Source organism: Bacillus changyiensis (genome assembly GCF_027706145.1).
Taxonomy (GTDB): Bacteria; Bacillota; Bacilli; order Bacillales; family Bacillaceae; genus Bacillus; species Bacillus changyiensis.
Genome location: NZ_JAQFWW010000002.1, coordinates 537,825 through 558,628 on the forward strand (window position 1 = coordinate 537,825; position 20,804 = coordinate 558,628).

Annotated in this window: 23 protein-coding genes; all 23 read right to left on the reverse strand. The window is 40.1% G+C overall.

The window, feature by feature from the left end; translation table 11 throughout:
- Positions 1 to 79 precede the first annotated feature (79 nt).
- Positions 80 to 1,666 carry a bacillibactin transport transcriptional regulator Btr gene (gene btr / locus PDT38_RS09900; protein ID WP_270800968.1) on the reverse strand — a complete coding sequence of 529 codons (1,587 nt, stop codon included), beginning with the start codon at positions 1,664 to 1,666 and terminating at the stop codon, positions 80 to 82.
- Positions 1,667 to 2,264: 598 nt separating this feature from the next.
- Entirely contained in the window at positions 2,265 to 3,290 is a 1,026-nt protein-coding gene (gene moaA / locus PDT38_RS09905; protein WP_270800971.1) for a GTP 3',8-cyclase MoaA, read from the reverse strand.
- Positions 3,291 to 3,461: 171 nt separating this feature from the next.
- Positions 3,462 to 4,478: a stage II sporulation protein D gene (spoIID, locus tag PDT38_RS09910; RefSeq protein ID WP_270800973.1), complete on the reverse strand. Its 1,017-nt coding sequence runs from the start codon at positions 4,476 to 4,478 to the stop codon at positions 3,462 to 3,464.
- Between the two features lie 170 nt (positions 4,479 to 4,648).
- Positions 4,649 to 5,959, reverse strand: a complete 1,311-nt coding sequence (gene murA / locus PDT38_RS09915; protein ID WP_270800974.1) for a UDP-N-acetylglucosamine 1-carboxyvinyltransferase — start codon at positions 5,957 to 5,959, stop codon at positions 4,649 to 4,651.
- 32 nt (positions 5,960 to 5,991) lie between these two features.
- Positions 5,992 to 6,729 carry a YwmB family TATA-box binding protein gene (locus PDT38_RS09920; protein ID WP_270800976.1) on the reverse strand — a complete coding sequence of 246 codons (738 nt, stop codon included), beginning with the start codon at positions 6,727 to 6,729 and terminating at the stop codon, positions 5,992 to 5,994.
- 113 nt (positions 6,730 to 6,842) lie between these two features.
- Complete coding sequence (locus tag PDT38_RS09925; protein ID WP_270800978.1) at positions 6,843 to 7,076, reverse strand: DUF1146 family protein; 234 nt, start codon at positions 7,074 to 7,076, stop codon at positions 6,843 to 6,845.
- A gap of 176 nt (positions 7,077 to 7,252) precedes the next feature.
- Positions 7,253 to 7,648 carry a F0F1 ATP synthase subunit epsilon gene (locus tag PDT38_RS09930; protein ID WP_270800979.1) on the reverse strand — a complete coding sequence of 132 codons (396 nt, stop codon included), beginning with the start codon at positions 7,646 to 7,648 and terminating at the stop codon, positions 7,253 to 7,255.
- A 23-nt stretch (positions 7,649 to 7,671) separates the two neighbouring features.
- Positions 7,672 to 9,093 carry a F0F1 ATP synthase subunit beta gene (gene atpD / locus PDT38_RS09935; protein ID WP_270800980.1) on the reverse strand — a complete coding sequence of 474 codons (1,422 nt, stop codon included), beginning with the start codon at positions 9,091 to 9,093 and terminating at the stop codon, positions 7,672 to 7,674.
- A gap of 23 nt (positions 9,094 to 9,116) precedes the next feature.
- Positions 9,117 to 9,971: an ATP synthase F1 subunit gamma gene (gene atpG / locus PDT38_RS09940; RefSeq protein ID WP_270800982.1), complete on the reverse strand. Its 855-nt coding sequence runs from the start codon at positions 9,969 to 9,971 to the stop codon at positions 9,117 to 9,119.
- Between the two features lie 86 nt (positions 9,972 to 10,057).
- The gene (gene atpA, locus PDT38_RS09945; RefSeq protein WP_270800985.1) at positions 10,058 to 11,566 is read right to left on the reverse strand and encodes a F0F1 ATP synthase subunit alpha; all 1,509 of its coding nucleotides are present in this window, start codon (positions 11,564 to 11,566) and stop codon (positions 10,058 to 10,060) included.
- A gap of 7 nt (positions 11,567 to 11,573) precedes the next feature.
- A complete protein-coding gene (locus tag PDT38_RS09950) occupies positions 11,574 to 12,128 on the reverse strand; it encodes a F0F1 ATP synthase subunit delta (RefSeq protein WP_270800987.1) in 555 nt (184 codons plus the stop codon).
- Positions 12,125 to 12,643: a F0F1 ATP synthase subunit B gene (gene atpF / locus PDT38_RS09955; RefSeq protein WP_270800989.1), complete on the reverse strand. Its 519-nt coding sequence runs from the start codon at positions 12,641 to 12,643 to the stop codon at positions 12,125 to 12,127. The genes PDT38_RS09950 and atpF overlap by 4 nt, the downstream gene beginning before the upstream one ends.
- Positions 12,644 to 12,808: 165 nt before the next feature.
- Positions 12,809 to 13,021 carry a F0F1 ATP synthase subunit C gene (gene atpE, locus PDT38_RS09960; RefSeq protein ID WP_172298368.1) on the reverse strand — a complete coding sequence of 71 codons (213 nt, stop codon included), beginning with the start codon at positions 13,019 to 13,021 and terminating at the stop codon, positions 12,809 to 12,811.
- Positions 13,022 to 13,071: 50 nt separating this feature from the next.
- A complete protein-coding gene (gene atpB / locus PDT38_RS09965; RefSeq protein WP_270800991.1) occupies positions 13,072 to 13,806 on the reverse strand; it encodes a F0F1 ATP synthase subunit A in 735 nt (244 codons plus the stop codon).
- Between the two features lie 6 nt (positions 13,807 to 13,812).
- A complete protein-coding gene (locus tag PDT38_RS09970; RefSeq protein ID WP_270800993.1) occupies positions 13,813 to 14,196 on the reverse strand; it encodes an ATP synthase subunit I in 384 nt (127 codons plus the stop codon).
- 395 nt (positions 14,197 to 14,591) lie between these two features.
- Positions 14,592 to 15,221 carry a uracil phosphoribosyltransferase gene (gene upp, locus PDT38_RS09975; RefSeq protein WP_172298374.1) on the reverse strand — a complete coding sequence of 210 codons (630 nt, stop codon included), beginning with the start codon at positions 15,219 to 15,221 and terminating at the stop codon, positions 14,592 to 14,594.
- Between the two features lie 147 nt (positions 15,222 to 15,368).
- Complete coding sequence (gene glyA, locus PDT38_RS09980; RefSeq protein WP_270800996.1) at positions 15,369 to 16,616, reverse strand: serine hydroxymethyltransferase; 1,248 nt, start codon at positions 16,614 to 16,616, stop codon at positions 15,369 to 15,371.
- 167 nt (positions 16,617 to 16,783) lie between these two features.
- On the reverse strand, positions 16,784 to 17,326 hold the full coding sequence (locus PDT38_RS09985) for a TIGR01440 family protein (RefSeq protein ID WP_270800997.1): 543 nt from the start codon (positions 17,324 to 17,326) through the stop codon (positions 16,784 to 16,786).
- 13 nt (positions 17,327 to 17,339) lie between these two features.
- The gene (gene rpiB / locus PDT38_RS09990; protein ID WP_270800999.1) at positions 17,340 to 17,786 is read right to left on the reverse strand and encodes a ribose 5-phosphate isomerase B; all 447 of its coding nucleotides are present in this window, start codon (positions 17,784 to 17,786) and stop codon (positions 17,340 to 17,342) included.
- Between the two features lie 108 nt (positions 17,787 to 17,894).
- Positions 17,895 to 18,341 (reverse strand): low molecular weight protein arginine phosphatase, encoded by a 447-nt coding sequence (locus PDT38_RS09995; protein ID WP_270801001.1) that lies wholly within the window; start codon positions 18,339 to 18,341, stop codon positions 17,895 to 17,897.
- Between the two features lie 89 nt (positions 18,342 to 18,430).
- Positions 18,431 to 18,991: a manganese efflux pump MntP gene (locus PDT38_RS10000; RefSeq protein ID WP_270801003.1), complete on the reverse strand. Its 561-nt coding sequence runs from the start codon at positions 18,989 to 18,991 to the stop codon at positions 18,431 to 18,433.
- Positions 18,992 to 19,063: 72 nt separating this feature from the next.
- Positions 19,064 to 20,107 carry an L-threonylcarbamoyladenylate synthase gene (locus PDT38_RS10005; protein WP_270801005.1) on the reverse strand — a complete coding sequence of 348 codons (1,044 nt, stop codon included), beginning with the start codon at positions 20,105 to 20,107 and terminating at the stop codon, positions 19,064 to 19,066.
- Positions 20,108 to 20,264: 157 nt separating this feature from the next.
- A complete protein-coding gene (locus PDT38_RS10010; RefSeq protein WP_270801006.1) occupies positions 20,265 to 20,708 on the reverse strand; it encodes a GNAT family N-acetyltransferase in 444 nt (147 codons plus the stop codon).
- Between the last annotated feature and the right edge of the window lie 96 nt (positions 20,709 to 20,804).

A 20,804-nucleotide genomic window follows, 5' to 3' on the forward strand; every position in this document is an offset into this window, starting at 1 on the left:
TCCTCAATTAATTGATAATAATTATCAATTAAAATTATAGGTAAGCCTTCCTTAGAAAACCATGGACAATATCCGGCAATTAAAATGGATTTTTTCCGGATAAGCACTTTACAGCTTGGCGAATCAGTCGTTCATGGCTACATGCTGAATATTCACGCCAAGGATCAGACTGGATTTGATGAACTTGCTTTTGCTGTACAGCTTTAAGATTTTGCCAAAAAGCTGTCTGTTGAAGTTGTTGATAGTATGCCAATGTTTCCGGCTCTTTGAAAATAAACATCATGATCTGATCTGGACCATAGGCAGCAATCGTCTCAAGCGAAATGGCCTGATTTGTCGACTCATCTAGAGAAACAGCCGATATAAACCCTAAATCACCAAAAAATACTTCTTGAACAGAGCGATTGTGGGCAAGGTAAACATCATGTTTATGAAGACGCAAAAACAAAAATTTTTGTTTTCGTACAGCTGAAAGATGCTCTCTTGCCAATTCAACTTTCCGTTCATAAACTGCCAACCATTGGCGCGCTTCTGTTTCCTCCTTCAAATATGAGGCAGTCGTCCAAAGATTTGTTCTCCAGTTTTCCTCTGAACGAAGATAGAGTACATCTGCTATTTGGTTCAACTGCTCCTGTTGATGTTTAGAAATATCGTCCATGCTGATAATGAGCTCAGGCTCGGCAGCTCCTAACATGCGCAAATTTTCTTCCCATGGCTCATGAAAACGATAAGCGCTAAGATGAAGGGGGATGTCATGTGCGTAATGTTTATAATAGTATGCTGTCCATTTCGGGTGAAGTGAAGCTGCATAAGGAATAAGATGAAGTGGTATGAGCTGCCCAATTGTGTTTTGTCCGTATGCCGCCAATTTCCTTCGTCTTTTTTTCATGTATGCTGTCGGAGATAAACCAGTTTGTTTTTTAAATGTCCTACTAAAATAAAATTCATCCTGATAACCGATCTGATTGGCAATTTCTCTAAGCTTATAGCTAGCTTTGGCCATTAAACGTTTTGCCTTTGTGATTCTCGTTTCTGTAATAAACTCTGTCACACTTTGCCCATAAAGCCTTTTAAATGTTTCACTATAATGTTTAGCACTAATGCCGGCCATTTTTGCCAGTTGATTCAGTGTCAATGAAGCATCTGAGTGGGCTTTAATAAATTCCTTTGTTTCTGCAATTGCTGATGCGGTATCTGCAGAATGAAATTGTTTCGTTAAACAGATGTCGTAAAGAAGCTGTTGCAATTCAATCTGAGATTTCATTGCTTGAAGTGTTGAAGAAACAGGCCATAAGTCTGATAATTCTTGAAGGCGAGCGGCAAGATTTCCGACAGACTGAACATCGATCATCTGTGAATCAGAAAAACTCTTGGAATTTGTAACAGTCATTTGCTGCTGTTCATTACATTCATATATCTGTAACCGAAGAAGATACATATTCATATCAGCAGATACAGAAGTGATTCCAAATGTTTCATAGGGTGGACAAATATAAAGTGTTTCTTTTTTCAGCAGGCTCTCAATCTGGTTAATATTTATTTTCCCATCACCCTTCAAGTGAAAAATAAACACGAACGAATCGGTAAGTTGTTGTTCATTCGGAAAATCACTCATTTTGACGATATGGTCTATTTGTAACAGATGATAGAAATAAGAGGATTGCATAAAAAAACCGCCTTTCATTAACTAAAAACAAAAATACCCCTGAACAATGTGGTAAATTGGCAATACCCGAAAATACCAGTGTGTACAGTGCATTTTTCAGTGAAAGTGCTACTCATCATACTATAACATATTACTATCGTTCTTCCTTTCAGATGAATCAGATACCTTTTTTCTTTACACTCGTACTACAAAATATCAGTCAAGGAAAAGCCGCTATTCAAAGCCAACTTGAGCTAAACGAGGAGATTAAATCCAGTATTCTATGTACATATCACACGAAGATGTTTGCGAGATATACCCCATACAGAGGGATTCTTGCTGCAACCGATAAAAGGTTGTTGTTTTATTCTTCACTATTAGGTTCCTTCGTTTTATCTGAATATCGATTATAAAACGATCTCGTCTTTTCGTTATAAGAAAGGTTTGGTAGGTGGTGATCATGTGATCATCATGAGCGATGGAAACCATATATGGATGGATGTGACCGCTTACAAACAATTTTAAAGGTGATTCAAGCAACGAACCAGCTCTCCGATGACTATCTGCATTTGTAATGAAAACAGACTGCCGACTATTTCCCGGCAGCCTGGTGTTTTTTCTATCCACCAATGTATGACATCTCCACTTTATTTTTTGACATCGCTTTTGAATGTGTACGATCAAGTGAATATTGATCATTACGGTTTTGCCACACTGTGCGGATCGCCTCTTCAATCTCTTGATCAGATTGTCCACTTCTGAGCAATGCTCGAAGATCAAAACCAGTTGAGGCGAACAAACATGTAAAAAGCTCGCCCTTTGCTGATAGTCTTGCTCTGTTACATGTACCACAAAAAGCGTCAGATACTGAAGAAATGAAACCAACCTCACCAACACCATCCCGATAGCGAAACCTTTGGGCAACTTCCCCTTTATAATTCGGTTCAAGCTCTTCAATTGGCAATTCTTGATTGAGAATCTCGATGATATCAGCTTTAGTTATCACTGACTGCTTTTTCCACTCATTTGTATTACCCACATCCATAAACTCAATAAACCGTAAAATCTCGCCCTTTTCCTTAAAGTAACGAGCCATCGATAGTATATCTGTTTCATTGACCCCTTTTTGGACAACCATGTTGATTTTAATGCCTAAACCAGCTTGTTTTGCCGCTTCGATACCGGCTAGTACTTTGCTAACAGAGACCCCTCTTCCATTAATCGCTTTAAAACGTTCATCATTAAGCGAATCCAAGCTAATGGTCACCCTTTTTAAACCTGCTTTTTTGAGTTTCTCAGCATAAACTGGCAATAACAGTCCATTCGTTGTCATCGCAATATCGTAAAGTCCAGATATGTGGGACAGTTTTTTAATGAGATCAGGCATATCTTTTCTCATTAAGGGCTCTCCGCCAGTTATGCGAATTTTTTCAACACCAAAAGTTTTGACAAACAAATGAGCTAACCGTTCAAGCTCTTCAAAGGAAAGAAGCTCACTTTTTGGTAAAAACAGATGATCACGTCCAAAGATTTCAGCAGGCATACAATATGTGCACCGCAAATTACAGCGATCGGTTACAGAAATTCTCAAGTCTCGAAGCGGCCGGTCTTTTTTATCAAATACATGTTCATGATTGGTGACCATACACACTCCCCCTTGTCGTCTATTGTAAACTTTTTCATCTCTTTTTCAAATCGTTCTTCTTCAATCATATCGGAAAAGGAGATCGTTTGGTGTGATGTACACCACTCATTAAAATAATAAAAAGGGCGGCCAATCGTCAAAAAATTGACTGATTAGACTGCCCTTTTATGTTTATTTTTTAGCCATATAACGATTTACAAATTCATTAGCATTGGAAATATTCGTTCCTTTATAATAATATTTGACGATATCCTCAGCTGTTTTACCGTCTTTCGCCATATAATGAGCCCCATATTGGCTCATTCCTACGCCATGACCATATCCTCTCGTTGTGACAATGATTTGGTTGCCTTTACGCTTCCAATCAAAATCGGCTGATTTCAGGCCTAACTTTTCACGAATATCTCTGCCGTCCAGTTTTTTCCCATTGATGACAACACTTGCGACGCGCTTTCCAGGTGTTCGTTCAGTTATCTTACCAATACTTTCTGAACCTCCCAGTTTGACACCGAGTTTTTGCTCAAACTCAGATGCCTCAAATGTTTGATGATTTAAAAACTTTGGGGATTTTTTATCCCAAGCGCTTTTCACACTTTTTAAATATGGAATATCACTGGTCCAATAAGCAGCTGCATTTTCAGTATAGCCATTACTTGTAGAAAAGAATGATGCATCAATTGGCTTATGATTGTACGTTAAAATTTTCCCTTGTGTTTCGGCAACAGCTTCTGTTACCTTTTTAATCTTCCAACGATAATCATCTTTCCAAATTTTTTGTAGTTCTGCATTGTTTTTATACACTTGAAACATTTGAGTATCATCAACAAGTGAGCCTTTTGGTGATCGAACCGTTTGATCAGATACCATCTGCCTCACGATATAAGTACGTGCTGCGAGCGCCTGAGCTTTTAAGGCTTCAATTTCAAAGTCAGCCGGCATCTCTGAAGCAACAACACCAACCACATACTCTTCAAGTGGAATGTGTTCAACTCGGCGGTCAGCCGTTCTGTAAACCGGAATTGAAACGGGAGACTCTTTTAATGTCGTTGTCGCTTTTTTCTCTTGGTGTTGACCCTGCTTTTCTGTTTTTTTGATTCCCGATCCTCCTTGGAAAGGGATGACAAGCAGTGTTGGCACAAGTACAATCAGTATACATATTCCTGTTAGTACGACTATTAGCTGTTTCAAATCATTAGCCCCCATTTCAACATTGATCTATTTTTATTTTATGGTCGGGGACAAGCTAATATGACTGTACATTTTGTATACGGTTGATGTATTAATTTTGTATTTTTGGTTCATAATGATACCAGAAAATAAAAATCAGTATGCCAATTGACATACTGATTTGAGTTTGTTTATGCGTTTAAGTCAGTCACAACTTCTTTCGGTTCAAGGTGAACGGTTTCTTCATCATGTATACGTTCAATATCAGCACCGAGGTTTGCAAGCTTTTGATGGAAGTTGACATACCCGCGATCTAAATGTTTTAATTCTGTTACACGCGTATGACCATCAGCGACCAATCCTGCAAGAATAAGCGCAGCACCAGCTCTGAGATCAGTAGCCGCTACTTCTGCACCTTGGAGATCCACAGGACCATTAATAATGACAGATCTTCCTTCAATTTTGATATCTCCATTCATACGTCGGAACTCTTCCGCATGCATAAATCGATTTTCAAAAACGGTTTCGGTAATCATACTGGTTCCATTAGCGCGCATCAAAAGAGCCATCATCTGTGACTGCATATCAGTCGGAAATCCAGGATGCGGCATTGTTTTAATATCGATTGATTTTAATTCGGCTGGACCGATAATCCGAAGACCATCTGCTTCTTCCAAAATTTCGACACCCATTTCTTCCATTTTGGCAATCAATGATGTCAAATGTTCAGGCACTGCCCCTTGCACAAGAACGTTTCCTTGGGTAATTGCTGCTGCTACCATAAATGTTCCGGCTTCAATCCGATCAGGAATAATGTTATGCTTAGCACCATGCAGTGTTTTAACACCTTCAATTTTAATAGTGCCTGTACCGGCACCTCGGATTTTTCCACCCATTGCATTAATATAGTTAGCTAAATCAACGATTTCAGGTTCTTTTGCAGCATTCTCAAGAGTTGTCGTACCTTCAGCTAAAGCTGCTGCCATAATCAAGTTCTCCGTTGCTCCAACACTAGGGAAATCAAGGTAGATTTTTGCCCCTTGAAGACGACCTTCTACAATTGCTTCAATAAAGCCGTTTCCAACTTTAATTTTTGCCCCCATTGCTTCAAAACCTTTCAAATGCTGATCAATTGGTCTTGATCCAATTGCACATCCTCCAGGAAGAGCTACTCTCGAATGGCCTGTGCGAGCAAGAAGCGGACCCATTACTAAAACGGATGCACGCATTTTTCTTACATATTCAAACGGTGCCTCTGTTGATAATGAACGAGATGCATCAACCGTTACTGTATTATTTTCAAAATGCACATTTGCGCCTAAATGACGTAACACTTCATTAATCGTATATACATCGGAGAGCGTAGGCACATCACATATTACGCTTTTTTCTTCACTTGCTAACAAAGATGCAGCGATAACTGGTAAAACGGCGTTTTTTGCACCTTCAACTTTGACTGTGCCGTTTAACCTTTGACCGCCGCGGACGATGATTTTTTCCAAGGTATTCCCCTCCGCGTCCCAATTTCTCTATATTAATATTCAGTCGTTATGATTGGTGTTCCAACCGTAACGGTAAGTTTTTCGCCCATTCCCGCATTTCTAAGTGAAACTTGCAAGTTCATTTGCTGATTTTCAGTTTTTATGGATCTCCACTCATTAGTATAGGCAGAAATAGATACGAAATTTGGTTCAATTAATTTTTCAACTAACTTTCCTTTAAATTCATTTATTAGATCATTTGCTTTTTTTTGCAAAACAACATTCATCATACCACTTAAGTGACCCTTTAGACAAGTGAAAATTGTGGTATTTTCCCGCAATATGTCGAATGCTTTTCGTTCAAACTGTTTATATGTATGATTCCAGTTTTCCCGTTGGCCCGCACCTTTTTGCTCATACAATAAATACGATACAAATCCTTGTTTTTTGAGGGTTGATTCTAATCGAATCGTCGATTTTATATGATTTTTTTGATCTGTATGAATTCCTGTTGCTTTTACAGACTGATTTGTTTGTTTAAAAGTCCATTGATATTGTCGGTACTGCTTCTTAAAATGTTGCACTTTTTCAATAAGTTCTTGTTTTGAGGAAATAAACTGTTTTTTTGTATGAAGTGTCCATTCATCAAGCTCAACATGATGCTCTGTTAAACCTGTGACAAGCTGCGAAAGTGGTGTGTTTTCTACAGCTTTAAGCGATTTGAATGAGTAGACCCCAACCATTAAAATTCCAAAAAGAATAACGGCATTGACCAATTGTTTTTTCTTCATTTCCTATCATCCTCTCCTACTCTCCATTTTTGACGGATTGCAGGAAAAGAATACGTGGAAAAACAAGGTCAGTCCCGCAAGATTGACAGAACTTGACCGTTCTTTTCAAAAATTTAAAAAAATAAATTGTGCAATTGTCTTGAATAATAAAGATAATCCAAGAAAAAATTACTAACAATTGAACCGATAGCAATCGTCATGATAATCATCAATACTCTCGCTTGAAGTATCTTTCCTCTCTTAATCAGAGGATCGATATTAACCGCTAGAAGAGCCCACCATGTCAAAGCGATAAAGAAGAGATGAACGAGAATACTGACAGCGGCTTGTTGACCAATACCTTCCATATGAAATGACGCCTCCTTACATTCAAACTTGATACCGCCCTAGGTTCTCTGCTATAGAATAAAGATAAACATTGCTCTTTTCAAGTGATTTGGGTCGAATTTTTTGGAGGTTAATCAACCATATTAAAAAATCCTTCCCGCCAAATGGGAAGGATCTAAAAAAGGATCTAAACTTTTTACTTTGTAATTTCTAAGCGATTAATCGCGCGTCTTAATGCAAGTTCCGCCCGCATGAGGTCAACATCTGGAGTATGCTTTTTCAAGCGTTCCTCTGCACGGTGTTTAGCCTCTAAAGCACGTTGTTTATCAATTTCCTCAGATGTTTCCGCTGTCTGTGCCAAAATGGTGACATGATCAGGGCGTACTTCAACAATTCCCCCGCTGACGGCAACCAGCTCAGTTTCACCGTCTTTTTTCAGACGGACAGCGGCAATTTTTAGCGGAGCGACAGTCGGAATGTGACCTGGCAAGATACCAAGTTCACCGCTCTCAGCCCGAACGCTTACCATTTCTATATCATCTTCATATACTGGGCCGTCGGGAGTAACGATATTGACTTTTATGGTCTTCATGTTTTTGCCCTCCTAGGTCCAGATTAAACTTCTACACCCATTCCCTTTGCTTTTTCGACAGCCTCTTCAATTCGGCCGACTAGGCGGAAAGCATCCTCAGGAAGATTGTCATGCTTACCGTCAAGAATCTCTTTAAAGCCTTTTACAGTTTCTTTAACAGGAACATAAGAACCAGGCTGTCCTGTAAACTGTTCAGCTACGTGGAAGTTTTGTGACAGGAAGAATTGAATACGACGTGCACGGCTTACGACAAGCTTATCTTCATCAGAAAGCTCATCCATACCGAGAATCGCAATAATATCCTGTAGTTCTTTATAACGCTGCAAGATTTGTTGTACTTGACGAGCAACTGTATAATGCTCTTCTCCAACAACCTCTGGAGCAAGCGCACGGGAAGTAGATTCCAACGGGTTAACCGCAGGATAAATCCCCATTTCTGACAACTTACGATCAAGGTTTGTCGTCGCATCCAAGTGAGCAAACGTTGTTGCTGGTGCTGGGTCAGTATAGTCATCGGCAGGAACATAGATAGCCTGAATCGATGTTACAGATCCGACGTTTGTTGATGTGATCCGTTCTTGAAGCTGACCCATCTCAGTTGCAAGTGTCGGCTGATAACCAACCGCTGATGGCATGCGACCGAGAAGTGCAGATACTTCAGATCCCGCTTGAGTAAAGCGGAAGATATTATCGATAAAGAATAAAACGTCCTGGCCTTCTTTATCACGGAAATGCTCAGCCATTGTCAAACCAGTCAAGGCAACACGCATACGTGCACCAGGCGGCTCGTTCATCTGACCGAAAACCATCGCCGTTTTTCCGATAACACCGGAATCTTTCATTTCATGGTAAAGGTCATTTCCTTCACGAGTACGTTCTCCAACACCCGCAAAAACAGAAATACCACCGTGTTCTTGAGCGATGTTATTAATAAGCTCCTGAATTAATACTGTTTTTCCTACTCCTGCTCCACCAAAAAGGCCAATTTTTCCACCTTTAATATATGGAGCAAGCAAGTCAACAACTTTAATTCCCGTCTCTAAGATCTCTACTTCTGTTGAGAGTTGATCAAATGTAGGAGCCTCTCTATGAATCGGATCTTTAGCTGTTTCCGCAGGTAGAGGCTCATCCAAATCAATGTTCTCTCCAAGTACGTTGAATACGCGTCCAAGTGTCACGTTTCCAACAGGTACAGAGATCGGTTCTCCCATATCAATAGCTTCCATTCCGCGTGTAACACCATCAGTAGAAGCCATGGAAATTGTACGAACTGTATCGTCACCCAAATGGAGCGCAACTTCAAGCGTCAGTTCAATGTCTACTTCATTTTCGTTTTGCGCTTTATGTGAAACTTTAATCGCATTATAAATCTCAGGTAAGTGACCGTCTTCGAAACGAATGTCAACGACCGGTCCCATTACTTGGCTTACGCGTCCTTTTTTCATCTCTATCCCTCCTGACAAAATTTCTATTCTAAGGCAGCTGCACCGCCGACAATTTCTGTGATTTCTTGTGTGATCGATGCCTGGCGAGCACGGTTATAAGACAGCTCAAGGTCACCGATAAGCTCTTTCGCATTATCGGTCGCATTTTTCATCGCAGTCATTCTTGCAGCATGCTCACTAGCTTTACTGTCAAGAATTGCACCAAAAATTAAGCTTTCTGCATATTGAGGAAGTAGCACTTCCAAAATTTCTTCTTCATCAGGCTCAAATTCATACGAAGTCTTTTTCGTGTTAGCTGCAATGTCGGTTAATGGCAACAACTTTTTCTCTGTTACTTCTTGAGAAATGGCACTGACATAGTGGTTGTAGAACAGGTATAGCTCATCAAACGTTTCATCGATGAACATTTGAACTGAACTGTTTGCCAAATCCCTAATTTCTGGGAATGTCACCTCATCCCGTACCCCTGTTATTTCAGAAATAACAGTAATTCCTCGTTTTTTAAAGAAATCGCGTCCAACCTTACCGATTGCAATGACAGCATACTCGTCTTTTGACTGATGGCGTTCTTGAATTTTTTGATACACTTTACGAAGCACGTTTGCATTAAATGCACCTGCCAATCCCCGATCAGAAGTGATGACCAAGTAACCGGTTTTTTTGACAGGACGGCTCGACATCATCGGATGTGTTCCGGTATACCCAAGGGCGATATCCGCAACAACTTCCTGCATTTTTTCCATATAAGGAACAAATGATTTAGCTTTCACTTCAGCTTGGTTTAACTTTGAAGCAGAAACCATCTGCTGAGCTTTTGTAATTTGGCTCGTTTTTTTATTTGAAGTGATTCTGGACTTAATATCCCGTAAAGAGGCCAAAAGGTTTCACCACCTTTTTGTTTTCAAATTCATCGAATCTAAGTGAAAAGAGAGAAAAAGAAACTCTTTTTCTCACTCGTATTGGTTTACTTGCTTGGTGCAAATGTACGTTTAAATCCTTTGATTGCACCAGAGATTTCCTCATCTTCAGGAAGATTTCCTGTTTGTGCGATTGAGTTGAGCATGTCTTTATGATTTTGATCAAGATACATATACATTTCCGCTTCAAAGCGTTTGATGTCCTCAACAGGGATATCATCAAGGAATCCTCTTGTCAATGCATAAAGAATAGCAACTTGTTTTTCAACAGGAAGTGGCTCATGCAAATCTTGCTTAAGAACTTCAACTGTACGTGCTCCACGATTCAACTTGGCTTGTGTCGCTTTATCCAAGTCTGAACCGAACTGTGCAAATGATTCAAGCTCACGGTAAGATGCCAAATCAAGACGCAGTGTACCGGACACTTTTTTCATCGCTTTGATTTGCGCAGACCCACCAACACGTGATACTGACAAACCAGGGTTAACAGCCGGACGTACACCTGAGAAAAATAGATTTGATTGCAGGAAGATTTGTCCATCTGTAATCGAAATCACGTTTGTCGGAATATAAGCAGAGATATCACCAGCTTGTGTTTCAACGAACGGAAGTGCTGTTAGGGAACCTCCACCTTTAGCATCACTCAACTTAGCTGCACGTTCGAGTAGGCGGGAGTGAAGATAGAATACATCCCCAGGGAATGCCTCACGACCCGGTGGACGGCGAAGAAGCAATGACAATTCACGATATGCTGTTGCTTGTTTAGATAAGTCATCATAAACAACTAAAACATGCTTGCCGTTGTACATGAAATCTTCTCCCATTGCAACTCCTGCATATGGTGCAAGGTATAGAAGTGGAGCCGGTTGTGATGCAGAAGCTGTCACAACAATGGTATAATCAAGTGCTCCTCTTTTGCGCAATGTTTCAACAACGCCCCGGACAGTTGATTCTTTTTGTCCGATTGCTACATAAATACAGATCATATCTTGATCTTTTTGGTTCAAGATCGTGTCAATTGCAATTGATGTTTTACCTGTTTGACGGTCTCCGATAATAAGCTCACGTTGACCACGACCGATTGGAACTAATGCATCGATTGGTTTAATTCCTGTTTGAAGTGGTTCATGAACGGATTTACGATCCATAACCCCTGGTGCAGGGCTTTCAATTGGACGAGTTTTGCTTGTTAAAATCGGCCCAAGTCCATCAACAGGTTGACCGAGTGGATTAACAACGCGTCCTAGCAGTTCTTCACCGACAGGAACTTCCATGATCCGACCGGTTCTTTTTACCTCATCACCTTCACGGATTTCTTTGTATGGACCTAAGATAACGATACCTACATTTGATTCTTCAAGGTTCTGAGCTAAGCCCAGGACACCGTTAGAAAATTCAACTAGCTCACCAGACATACAGTTGTCAAGACCGTGTACGCGTGCGATACCGTCACCAACCTGAATAACTGTACCAACATCGTGAACTTCTATTTCAGACTGATAGTTTTCAATTTGCTGTTTAATAAGCGTGCTAATTTCTTCAGCTTTGATGCTCACTTAGGTTTCACCCCTTCTTTCGATTTTGACCAGCTAATTGACGTTCGATCCGCGCAAGCTTTCCGCTCACACTGCCGTCAAATATGCGATTTCCAATGCGGATTTTCACTCCGCCGATAAGATCTGGTTTCACTTCATTTCTGACGCGTAATGAAGTGGCTCCGACTTTTTTAGCAAACACTTGCGAAAAAGACGTGATCTCCGATTCACTAAGCGGCTTTACAGAGTAGACAATCGCATCTTCTGTTTTACGATAAAGGTTTGCTTTTTTTATATATTCATCTACAAGATCTGGAACGATAGACGTTCTGCTTCTGTCAATCAGTAGATAAAGTGTATGAAGAACCGCAGTTGATACGGTCTCAAGAGAATCTTTCAAGATTTTCTTTTTTTGATCAGCTGGCACTTTAGGGTGACCAAGCACAATACCTAATTCTTTATGATCAGAAAACAATTGTTTAATCACAATCAGCTCTTCTTCTATTTGATTGACAATCTTGGACTCAAGCGCAATTTCAAAAAGAGCGGCTGCATAACGTTTGGAGACAGCAGATTGGCTCATCGGCTTTCTCCCACTTCTTTAAGATAATCTTGAATTAATTTTTCCTGAGCCTGATCGTCAAGTTCTTTTTCAATCACTTTAGACGCGATCATAACAGACAGTGATGCCACTTGCTCACGCAATGCGTTAACCGCCTGTTCTTTTTCTTTAACGATTTCGTTTCTTGCGGATTCTTTCAGGCGTTCTGCTTCCTGGCGTGCAGCTTGAATGATATCATCCTTTTGCTGTTCTCCAAGTTTTTTCGCGTTTTCTATTAGAGCATGAGATTCTTCACGCGCTTCTTTCAAAAGAGCTTGCTGCTCTTCAATGAGCTTTTTCGCTTCTTGATGCTTTGTTTCAGCAGACGTGATTTCACCATTGATATGGTCTTCACGTTCCTTCATTATATTTAATAACGGTCCTAAAGCGTATTTCTTTAAGAGCGCTAGTAAAATTAACATAGCGACAAGCTGAAATAGCATCGTACCTCCGTTAAAGGAAATCCCTGCTCCCATAACCTGTGGTATATAAGACATCGTATACGGCAACTCCCTTCGTGCAGATTATCTCTAAAAGACCTTGAGAAGAATACCTCAATTCAAGAGGAATTCTGACAGGCCGAAATGTTATAGTACAATCAACCATAAAGCAATGGCGAAGGCCTCATTTATGATCTTCGCCATTTACCAGTGCGTATTCGTTTATTTGAAGAATGCTAGGAATGCAATAACAACAGCGATAATCGGAAGGGCCTCAACCAATGCAACCCCGATGAACATAAGAGTTCTTAATTCTTTACCAGCTTCTGGCTGACGAGCGATTCCTTCCACCGTACGAGAGACAATTAATCCGTTACCAATACCTGCACCAAGTGCACCTAATCCAATTGCAATTGCAGCTGCTATTAAACTCATGAGAAAGTTCCTCCTTTGAAATGTTATCCTTTTGGGATATGTCAATTTTTTTAATGATCATGACTTACTTTGTGGGACATATAAACCATCGTTAACATTGTAAAAATAAACGCTTGGATTGTACCCACAAACAAACTAAACGCTTGCCATACCATCATTGGAATGACAGCACCTATTGTTCCAACTAGTCCTAAAAAGACGCTCTGAGAATAGAAATTCGTTGCAAGACCGGCAAGCAGACCTAGCAGAATTTCACCAGCGAATATATTACCGTAAAGACGCAATCCCAGTGTTAAGGTGTTTGCAAACTCTTCAATAATTTTAAGTGGTATCAAATATGGAATTGGTCTGAGAAAATCTTTGGTGTACTCAGATAATCCTTTTCTTTTTACTCCGTAATAGTGAGTCAATGAAACAACCATTACTGCTAACGTTAATGTTACCGCTGGATCAGCTGTCGGCGATTTCCACCATAGATTATGGTCTACTGTAATGGAAAACGGTAAGCCGAGCATATTCGCAACGAATATATACATCAGCAGTGTTACGCCAAGCGTAAGAAAGTCTTTACCGATTTTAAGATCCATTGCGCTGTCAATAATATTGCGCACAAAATCAACAATCCACTCCATAAAATTCTGTGCTTTTGTTGGACGGATTGCCAATGTTCTTGTTGTAAGTACGGCTATAAGAAAGACGATAACGCATGTCACAGTAATCATTAAAACACTTGCTAAATCAAAAGTTAGACCAAAATAATCTACTGTTTTAGATCCGTGATTCAAAGGTTTTCACCTCTCTTCCATTGACGAACGTTTTAACTGAATAATGGAATCTATCATAATAACAGGATAAATTGTCATTAACCCCACAATGACACCTGCCATATGAACATATTCATTGTATTTAAACGCAATGGCCACAGCTATTATGGCATTGCAAAACCTTGAAGCAGATCCGAGTGAGCGAATCATTTTGCCGTTTGCAACTGCTTTATCAAAGGCTTGCATTCTTCTCATCAGCAGCCAAAGATTAAAATAACTAAAAGCAGTTCCGATGATCAAACCTAAAAAAAGCGCCTGATATGGCAAAACTCCATAACCTAACACATAGGCTGCCAAAACATACATCACATATTTTTGTTGCCTACGAAATGAAAGGCTTACATCGGTCATCACATACGCTCCTGATGGTATAATTTCAAAATCTATTTTGCCAGGATGTGGATAAAAGGCGGCCGACCATTCCACAGAAAAAAGTGTTCCGATTACGTCACACTCATTTCTTGCAAATGCGGGGTGAGATCCGTCTGTCGCCTGTTAACATGGGGTTTCCAAAAGGATTTTAACAGAGGACTGGTCATTATGATATCCGCTTTGCATCCCTAATCATAATAGCCTATTTTAGCATACAATAGCCCCCCCAAGGTGTCAATCTGTTTAGAATTAAAAAAGTTTTCACAATCTTGTTATCCCTCCACGAAAAATTCATGAATATGACCTAGTTAGGACATATGTTAATTATGGGATATATTTGAAAAAAAGAAAACCCTTTTTTAGGATTTTCTTTGTTACTTCGTTCCAAACATTCGATCTCCAGCATCTCCTAAACCCGGAACGATATAACCTTTTTCATTCAATTTTTCATCTAGTGCTGCAATATATATATCGACATCAGGATGATATTTTTTAACTTCCTCTACACCTTCAGGTGCCGCAATCAAGCACATGAAACGAATATTTTTTGCACCGCGCTTTTTCAAACTGTTGAGCGCTTCAACAGCAGAACCACCTGTCGCAAGCATTGGATCGACAACAATAAAATCACGTTCTTCTACATCTGTCGGTAATTTGACATAATATTCAACAGGTTTCAATGTTTCAGGATCGCGATAAAGTCCGACATGACCAACTTTTGCCGCAGGGATTAATTTTAAAATTCCATCTACCATACCAAGACCTGCTCTTAGAATTGGCACAACCCCTAGTTTTTTCCCAGCAATAACACTTGATTTAGCTTTTTGGACCGGTGTTTCAACATCGACTTCTTTCAGTGGGAGATCACGGGTAATTTCAAAAGCCATTAATGTTGCAACCTCATCTATAAGCTCCCTGAATTCTTTCGTACCAGTTCTCACATCGCGAATATATGTAAGTTTATGCTGGATAAGAGGATGGTCAAACACATATACCTTTCCCATATTAATTTTCAGCTCCTTTTTGTTGTTTGCACGAAACCAGCAGTCATTTTTTTCACACTTCTATTGATTCTACATAAAAAGGCAACAGGTTTCAACATCTATTCAATGACAAAAAGTCGCTCCTTAGGAAGGAACGACCGAATTTATTTAATAATCTAATTCAGTATATAAAGGAAATTGATCTGTTAATGCTGTAACACGTTTTTTTGCTTCTTCAAGCTTTGTTTCGTTCTCAGTGTTCTGAAGAGCAAGTGCGATAATCGCTGCCACTTCTTCCATTGCTTCAAGATCAAAGCCGCGGCTTGTTACCGCTGCTGTCCCAACACGAATACCGCTTGTTACAAATGGTTTTTCCGGATCATAAGGGATCGCATTTTTATTAACAGTAATTCCGACTTCATCAAGTACATGCTCAGCTACTTTTCCTGTAATTCCGAGTGAGCGCAAGTCAATCAACACAAGATGGTTATCTGTTCCGCCTGATACGAGTTGAATGCCTTCTTTTTTCAATGTTTCAGCCAACCGTTTTGCATTGTCGATAACGTTTTGCGCATATGTTTTAAAATCATCTTTTAAAGCTTCACCGAAGGAAACGGCTTTCGCTGCGATCACGTGCATTAATGGCCCACCTTGAATTCCCGGGAAGATTGATTTATCAATTTTCTTAGCGAATTCTTCACGGCAAAGTATCATTCCGCCACGTGGACCGCGCAGTGTTTTATGTGTGGTTGTTGTCACAAAGTCAGCATGAGGAACCGGATTCGGGTGAAGACCAGCAGCCACAAGTCCAGCGATATGCGCCATATCAACCATCACGTATGCTCCAACCTCATCTGCGATTTCACGGAACTTTTTAAAATCGATTGTACGAGGATATGCACTTGCTCCAACTACGATCAGTTTCGGTTGATGTTTCAGCGCTTTTTCACGAACGTCTTCATAATCAATATATTGGGTCTCTTTATCAACCCCATATTCAACAAAGTTGTATTGAACACCGCTGAAGTTTACAGGGCTACCATGTGTTAAATGACCGCCATGGGCAAGATTCATTCCCAATACTGTATCTCCGTGTTCCAAGATTGTAAAGTATACAGCCATGTTGGCTTGCGCCCCTGAGTGAGGCTGAACGTTTACATGGTCTGCACCGAAAATTTGTTTAGCTCGATCTCGAGCGATATCTTCAGCGACATCTACATACTCACAACCTCCGTAGTAACGCTTACCAGGATATCCTTCTGCATATTTATTTGTTAACACGGAGCCTTGAGCTTCCATTACCGCTTCACTTACAAAGTTTTCAGAGGCAATCAGCTCAATCTTCGACTGTTGACGTTTCCGCTCATTTTGAATGGCACTAAATATTTGTTCATCTTGCACACGTAAATATTTCATCAGCGAGATCCTCTCCTATCCGTTTCCATTTCGTTAAACTTACCATCTCATTGTACAAGGTTTTTCATGCAAATGTAAGAGAATATTTTAAAAAAACGTTTTTTATCTCGTGAAATCCGAATATTAAAAACTGAAACAAAATGTATAGTTCGTTTTGTTATTCGTAGCTACTCATTATGATACACTGTGCGTACCCCACCAATGAGTTTAGGTCTTGTCCGAGCAAGCGTTACATGGGCTTTACCAAGCTGATTTTCAGTTGGACGTATCGGAACAGCAACCGATTTTAAGTGCATACCAATAAATGTATCCCCGATATCGATCCCTGCGTCAGCTTTTATTTCTTCTACAAGCACCGGATCCTTCATTTGTTTAAAAGCAAATGAAGCCATTGAACCGCCAGCTTTCGCTACTGGAACAGCAAAGACCTCTGGAAGACGGTTGGCTAGGGCCGTCTCTTTTTCGACAACTAAAGCTCTGTTTAAGTGTTCACAACACTGAAAAGCAAAGACTACACCTGTTTTCTTCTGAAGCACTTCAAGTCCTAGATAAATCATTTCAGCAATGTCTTCGCTTCCGGAAGTACCGATATGACTTCCCGCTACCTCACTTGTACTGCAACCGATGACAACAATCTGACCTGCCCGCAATCCAGCTTCCTGAGTAAACTCATCCAATATGATCTGCCATGTCTGTTCGAGATTTTTCATGTTCACTAACACCTTATTGCTTTCCCTCAAAATCAGCAATTTTTCCGATTCGGACAGCATGACGTCCTGCTAAAAATTCGGTTGTCAGCCATACCTTAGCAATTTCTCTTGCAAGACCTGGACCGATCACTCTTTCACCCATTGCCAAGATATTTGCGTCATTATGCTCTCTTGTCATTTTGGCGCTAAATACATCATGAACAAGGGCACACCGAATCCCTTTCACTTTATTAGCGGAAATACTCATACCGATCCCAGTGCCACATATTAAAATTCCTCTGTCCGCTTCACCATTCGCCACTTTCTGAGCAACCGGAAATGCATAATCTGGGTAATCCACAGACTCTGAGCCGCATTCACAACCTAAATCTTCATATTCGATGTTTAGTTCATTCATTAAAGAAATAATTTCTTTTCTAATATTGATTCCACCGTGATCTGAAGCAATGATTACTTTCATAGATTGGTACCTCCCCATTTTTGATTTCATCAGGTTACAAAATTGTGATTGATATGGTGCCAGCACAGTTAAATCCTATTTTACCCACTGCTATTTGTTTTGCAAACGTCATTGTTCGGAGAGTTTTTCAGCTAACAGATTGATCAAGCGTTCAAGTTCATCTCTTGTTTTTTGATAGTCGCTGAGAGAACCGCCAAATGGATCGTTGACATCTCCAGTTTCACCATTTACATACTCTTTTAACGTATGGACCTTTTCTTGATACTCCGAAAATTGTTGTATTGCTAAACGTTTATGCTGGTCTGTCATCGTTAAAACGAGATCGGCCCATTCGAGTTTCTCCTGAGAAAGTTTTGATGTTGAATGATTCAGCGCAATACTTTTTTCAAAAAGTGCCTCAACCGCATACACAGAAGCTTTTCCATGATCAGGAGCAAACAAACCAGCAGATTTCACAGCTGTATTTAGATTTTTTTGCGAGGCAATAGATCGAAAAAGCACCTCAGCCATCGGGCTTCGACATGTGTTTCCTGTACAGACAAATAAAACATTCAATGACGTTCACTCCTTTCTATCATTATAATGGATTTTATCGAAAAAAAATAAATTTAGATAAAAAAAAAGGGATTACCCTTTTTTTAGATTCAAACAGTGAGTAACAATTTAAGTCCAAAACTAAGTAAAATGGTTCCGCCTAAAGCTTGACTATAAGCCCCAAGCCATGATTGAACTTTTTTCCCAAGTAAAAGACCTGCCCATGTTAAAACCATACTAAACAAACCAAACAAACTAATTGTTAAAATCGGTTTTGTTCCATAAAGCCCTAGACTAAGGCCTACCGAAAAGCTGTCAAGACTTACACCAACAGCAAAAACCAAAAGGTTGAAACAGGTCGGGGAAATGACCCGTTCCCCGTTTTTATTGAAAGATGCGGAAATCATTTGAATACCGAGCACTAAAAGCAAGGCACTGCTCATATATGTCGCAAGGACTCCAAGCGTATCAGAGAGAAACTGTCCTGCCACCATACCACCAAGTGGCATGATGACATGAAACAGTCCAATAAGCACACTTATTTGACCATATTGTTTCCTTGTCAGCTTTGTCATTCCAATGCCAAGCCCCACTGAAAAAGCATCCATGCCAAGTGCAAAGGCCATGATACATAGCGTCAGGATTTCACCTATTACCACATCAACATTCATGAAATTCCCCCTTGGACACGCCTGCTTTTCTAGCCTATGCGTGTCCAAAAGGTGATAGAACACTCTCTTAGCTTACACTTCAATCATCCGATGTCCAGCGGCTTTTAACAATCTGTTCATGACTGCGCGCCCAACACCTACTTCCGGAAAAGGCTCAGCAAAAATAAAATCGAGCTTTTTTTCATCTAAACTACGAAGACTGTTATATAAACCAGCTGCAACGGTTTCTAAACGATCTCGTCTACCACATGCCCAAACAACATCTGCTTTGTAGGTATCAGCATACTCTTCAGTAGTCAAAATACCAACCTTCTTACCATCTTTCTGATATTGCTCAATCAACCGCTGAATATTTTCACGGTTTCCTTTCACAATAGCAAGTGGGGCTTCTGGTGCATAGTGAGTATATTTCATTCCTGGAGACAATGGCGCCTCATTCTCATTTGTGATTCCTTTATCGATGATGACCTGACCGATTACATTTTCAAGTTGTTCTTTCGTGACGCCACCAGGTCTTAGGATGACAGGTACATCTCCTGTACAGGAGATAACAGTTGATTCAATTCCTACACCAGTAGGACCACCATCAACAATACCAGCAATCCGACCGTTCAAATCATGAGCAACGTGTTCAGCTCTTGTCGGGCTCGGTTTGCCAGATAAATTGGCACTTGGAGCCGCTACCGGAATGGCAGCCCGTTTTATTAACTCAAGCGCAACTGGATGATCAGGCATCCTCACGGCCACGGTGTCCAATCCGGCTGTCACCCTTGTGGATAACACACCAGGTTTACATGGCAAAACAAGTGTCAATGGTCCTGGCCAAAAACGTTCTATTAAGATGGCAACCTGTGCTGAAGAAATATCAGCAAATTCTTTTAATTGCTCTACATCTGCAATATGAACAATTAGAGGATTGTCACTCGGCCTACCTTTCGCTTGATAGATTTTAGTAACAGCATCCGTATTCTTGGCGTTAGCTCCTAATCCATAAACGGTCTCGGTTGGAAAAGATACGACTTCATTATTCTGAAGCATTCGAGCTGCTTCTGTCAGTTGTGGACAGTTTGTGGACAAGTCAGTTGTTACATCCACAATCCATGTGATTGTATCCATTTACATCAAATCTCCCTTAATAAGACACTAAAAACCTTCATTTTTTATGTAAATCCTGTTGAAAGTATAAAAGATGAAAGAAAAGAAAACAAGCGTTATCCACATTTTGTGGACAACGCTGTTAAAATTGTGGATATTTCTGTGTATAAGTAAAACATCATGTTAACTTTTTCATCATTAAAACGGCTTCGTTTGCTTCAAGTGACACTGAAGCATGCTGTGATTGAATCAGTTCATTCGGTTTATTTTCAGTTGGCTTGAAACCTAGCACTTCTAATAAATTGACAGATGTTTGTTTGTTAGTGACTAAATATAGCGTATGAATCTCCCTTTTTTCACATAACACTTGCATACTTTGGAATAGTGAAACGACATGACCTTGATTTAACTGATCAGAAACGACCAATGACCGTAAAAGTCCCTTTTCATTTTCAATTTTCTCCATTCCGAGGCAAGCAACGATTTTTTTCTGGCAATCTTCCATAAGAATAAAGTGGCTCTTATCTTCGTCTATTCCTTTATAGCTTGTCCCCGCCTCTGTTAAGAACGATTGAATCGCATCCTTATCTCTTTTTTCCGCTAACCTCAATTGGTAGAACATTTTTTCACCCCGTTTTTTTGCTTCTCTACTCATTCTATGAGGGCGACAGTAAAATATACCATTTGATTTGATAGAGTTTTGATTAGCAGGAACTTC

Coding starts and splice junctions, on each gene's coding strand:
- PDT38_RS09950 (WP_270800987.1), bottom strand. CDS start 12,128: ATGAGCCAATCTGCTGTCTCCAAACGTTATGCAGCCGCTCTTTTTGAA.
- PDT38_RS09970 (WP_270800993.1), bottom strand. CDS start 14,196: ATGACCGATGTAAGCCTTTCATTTCGTAGGCAACAAAAATATGTGATG.
- atpF (WP_270800989.1), bottom strand. CDS start 12,643: ATGTCTTATATACCACAGGTTATGGGAGCAGGGATTTCCTTTAACGGA.
- PDT38_RS09920 (WP_270800976.1), bottom strand. CDS start 6,729: ATGAAGAAAAAACAATTGGTCAATGCCGTTATTCTTTTTGGAATTTTA.
- btr (WP_270800968.1), bottom strand. CDS start 1,666: ATGCAATCCTCTTATTTCTATCATCTGTTACAAATAGACCATATCGTC.
- moaA (WP_270800971.1), bottom strand. CDS start 3,290: ATGGTCACCAATCATGAACATGTATTTGATAAAAAAGACCGGCCGCTT.
- PDT38_RS10000 (WP_270801003.1), bottom strand. CDS start 18,991: ATGAATGTTGATGTGGTAATAGGTGAAATCCTGACGCTATGTATCATG.
- PDT38_RS09985 (WP_270800997.1), bottom strand. CDS start 17,326: ATGAAAAATCTCGAACAGACATGGCAGATCATATTGGATGAGTTTACT.
- rpiB (WP_270800999.1), bottom strand. CDS start 17,786: ATGAAAGTAATCATTGCTTCAGATCACGGTGGAATCAATATTAGAAAA.
- PDT38_RS09930 (WP_270800979.1), bottom strand. CDS start 7,648: ATGAAGACCATAAAAGTCAATATCGTTACTCCCGACGGCCCAGTATAT.
- glyA (WP_270800996.1), bottom strand. CDS start 16,616: ATGAAATATTTACGTGTGCAAGATGAACAAATATTTAGTGCCATTCAA.
- PDT38_RS10005 (WP_270801005.1), bottom strand. CDS start 20,107: ATGGATACAATCACATGGATTGTGGATGTAACAACTGACTTGTCCACA.
- PDT38_RS09925 (WP_270800978.1), bottom strand. CDS start 7,076: ATGGAAGGTATTGGTCAACAAGCCGCTGTCAGTATTCTCGTTCATCTC.
- atpE (WP_172298368.1), bottom strand. CDS start 13,021: ATGAGTTTAATAGCAGCTGCAATTGCAATTGGATTAGGTGCACTTGGT.
- atpD (WP_270800980.1), bottom strand. CDS start 9,093: ATGAAAAAAGGACGCGTAAGCCAAGTAATGGGACCGGTCGTTGACATT.
- PDT38_RS10010 (WP_270801006.1), bottom strand. CDS start 20,708: ATGTTCTACCAATTGAGGTTAGCGGAAAAAAGAGATAAGGATGCGATT.
- upp (WP_172298374.1), bottom strand. CDS start 15,221: ATGGGAAAGGTATATGTGTTTGACCATCCTCTTATCCAGCATAAACTT.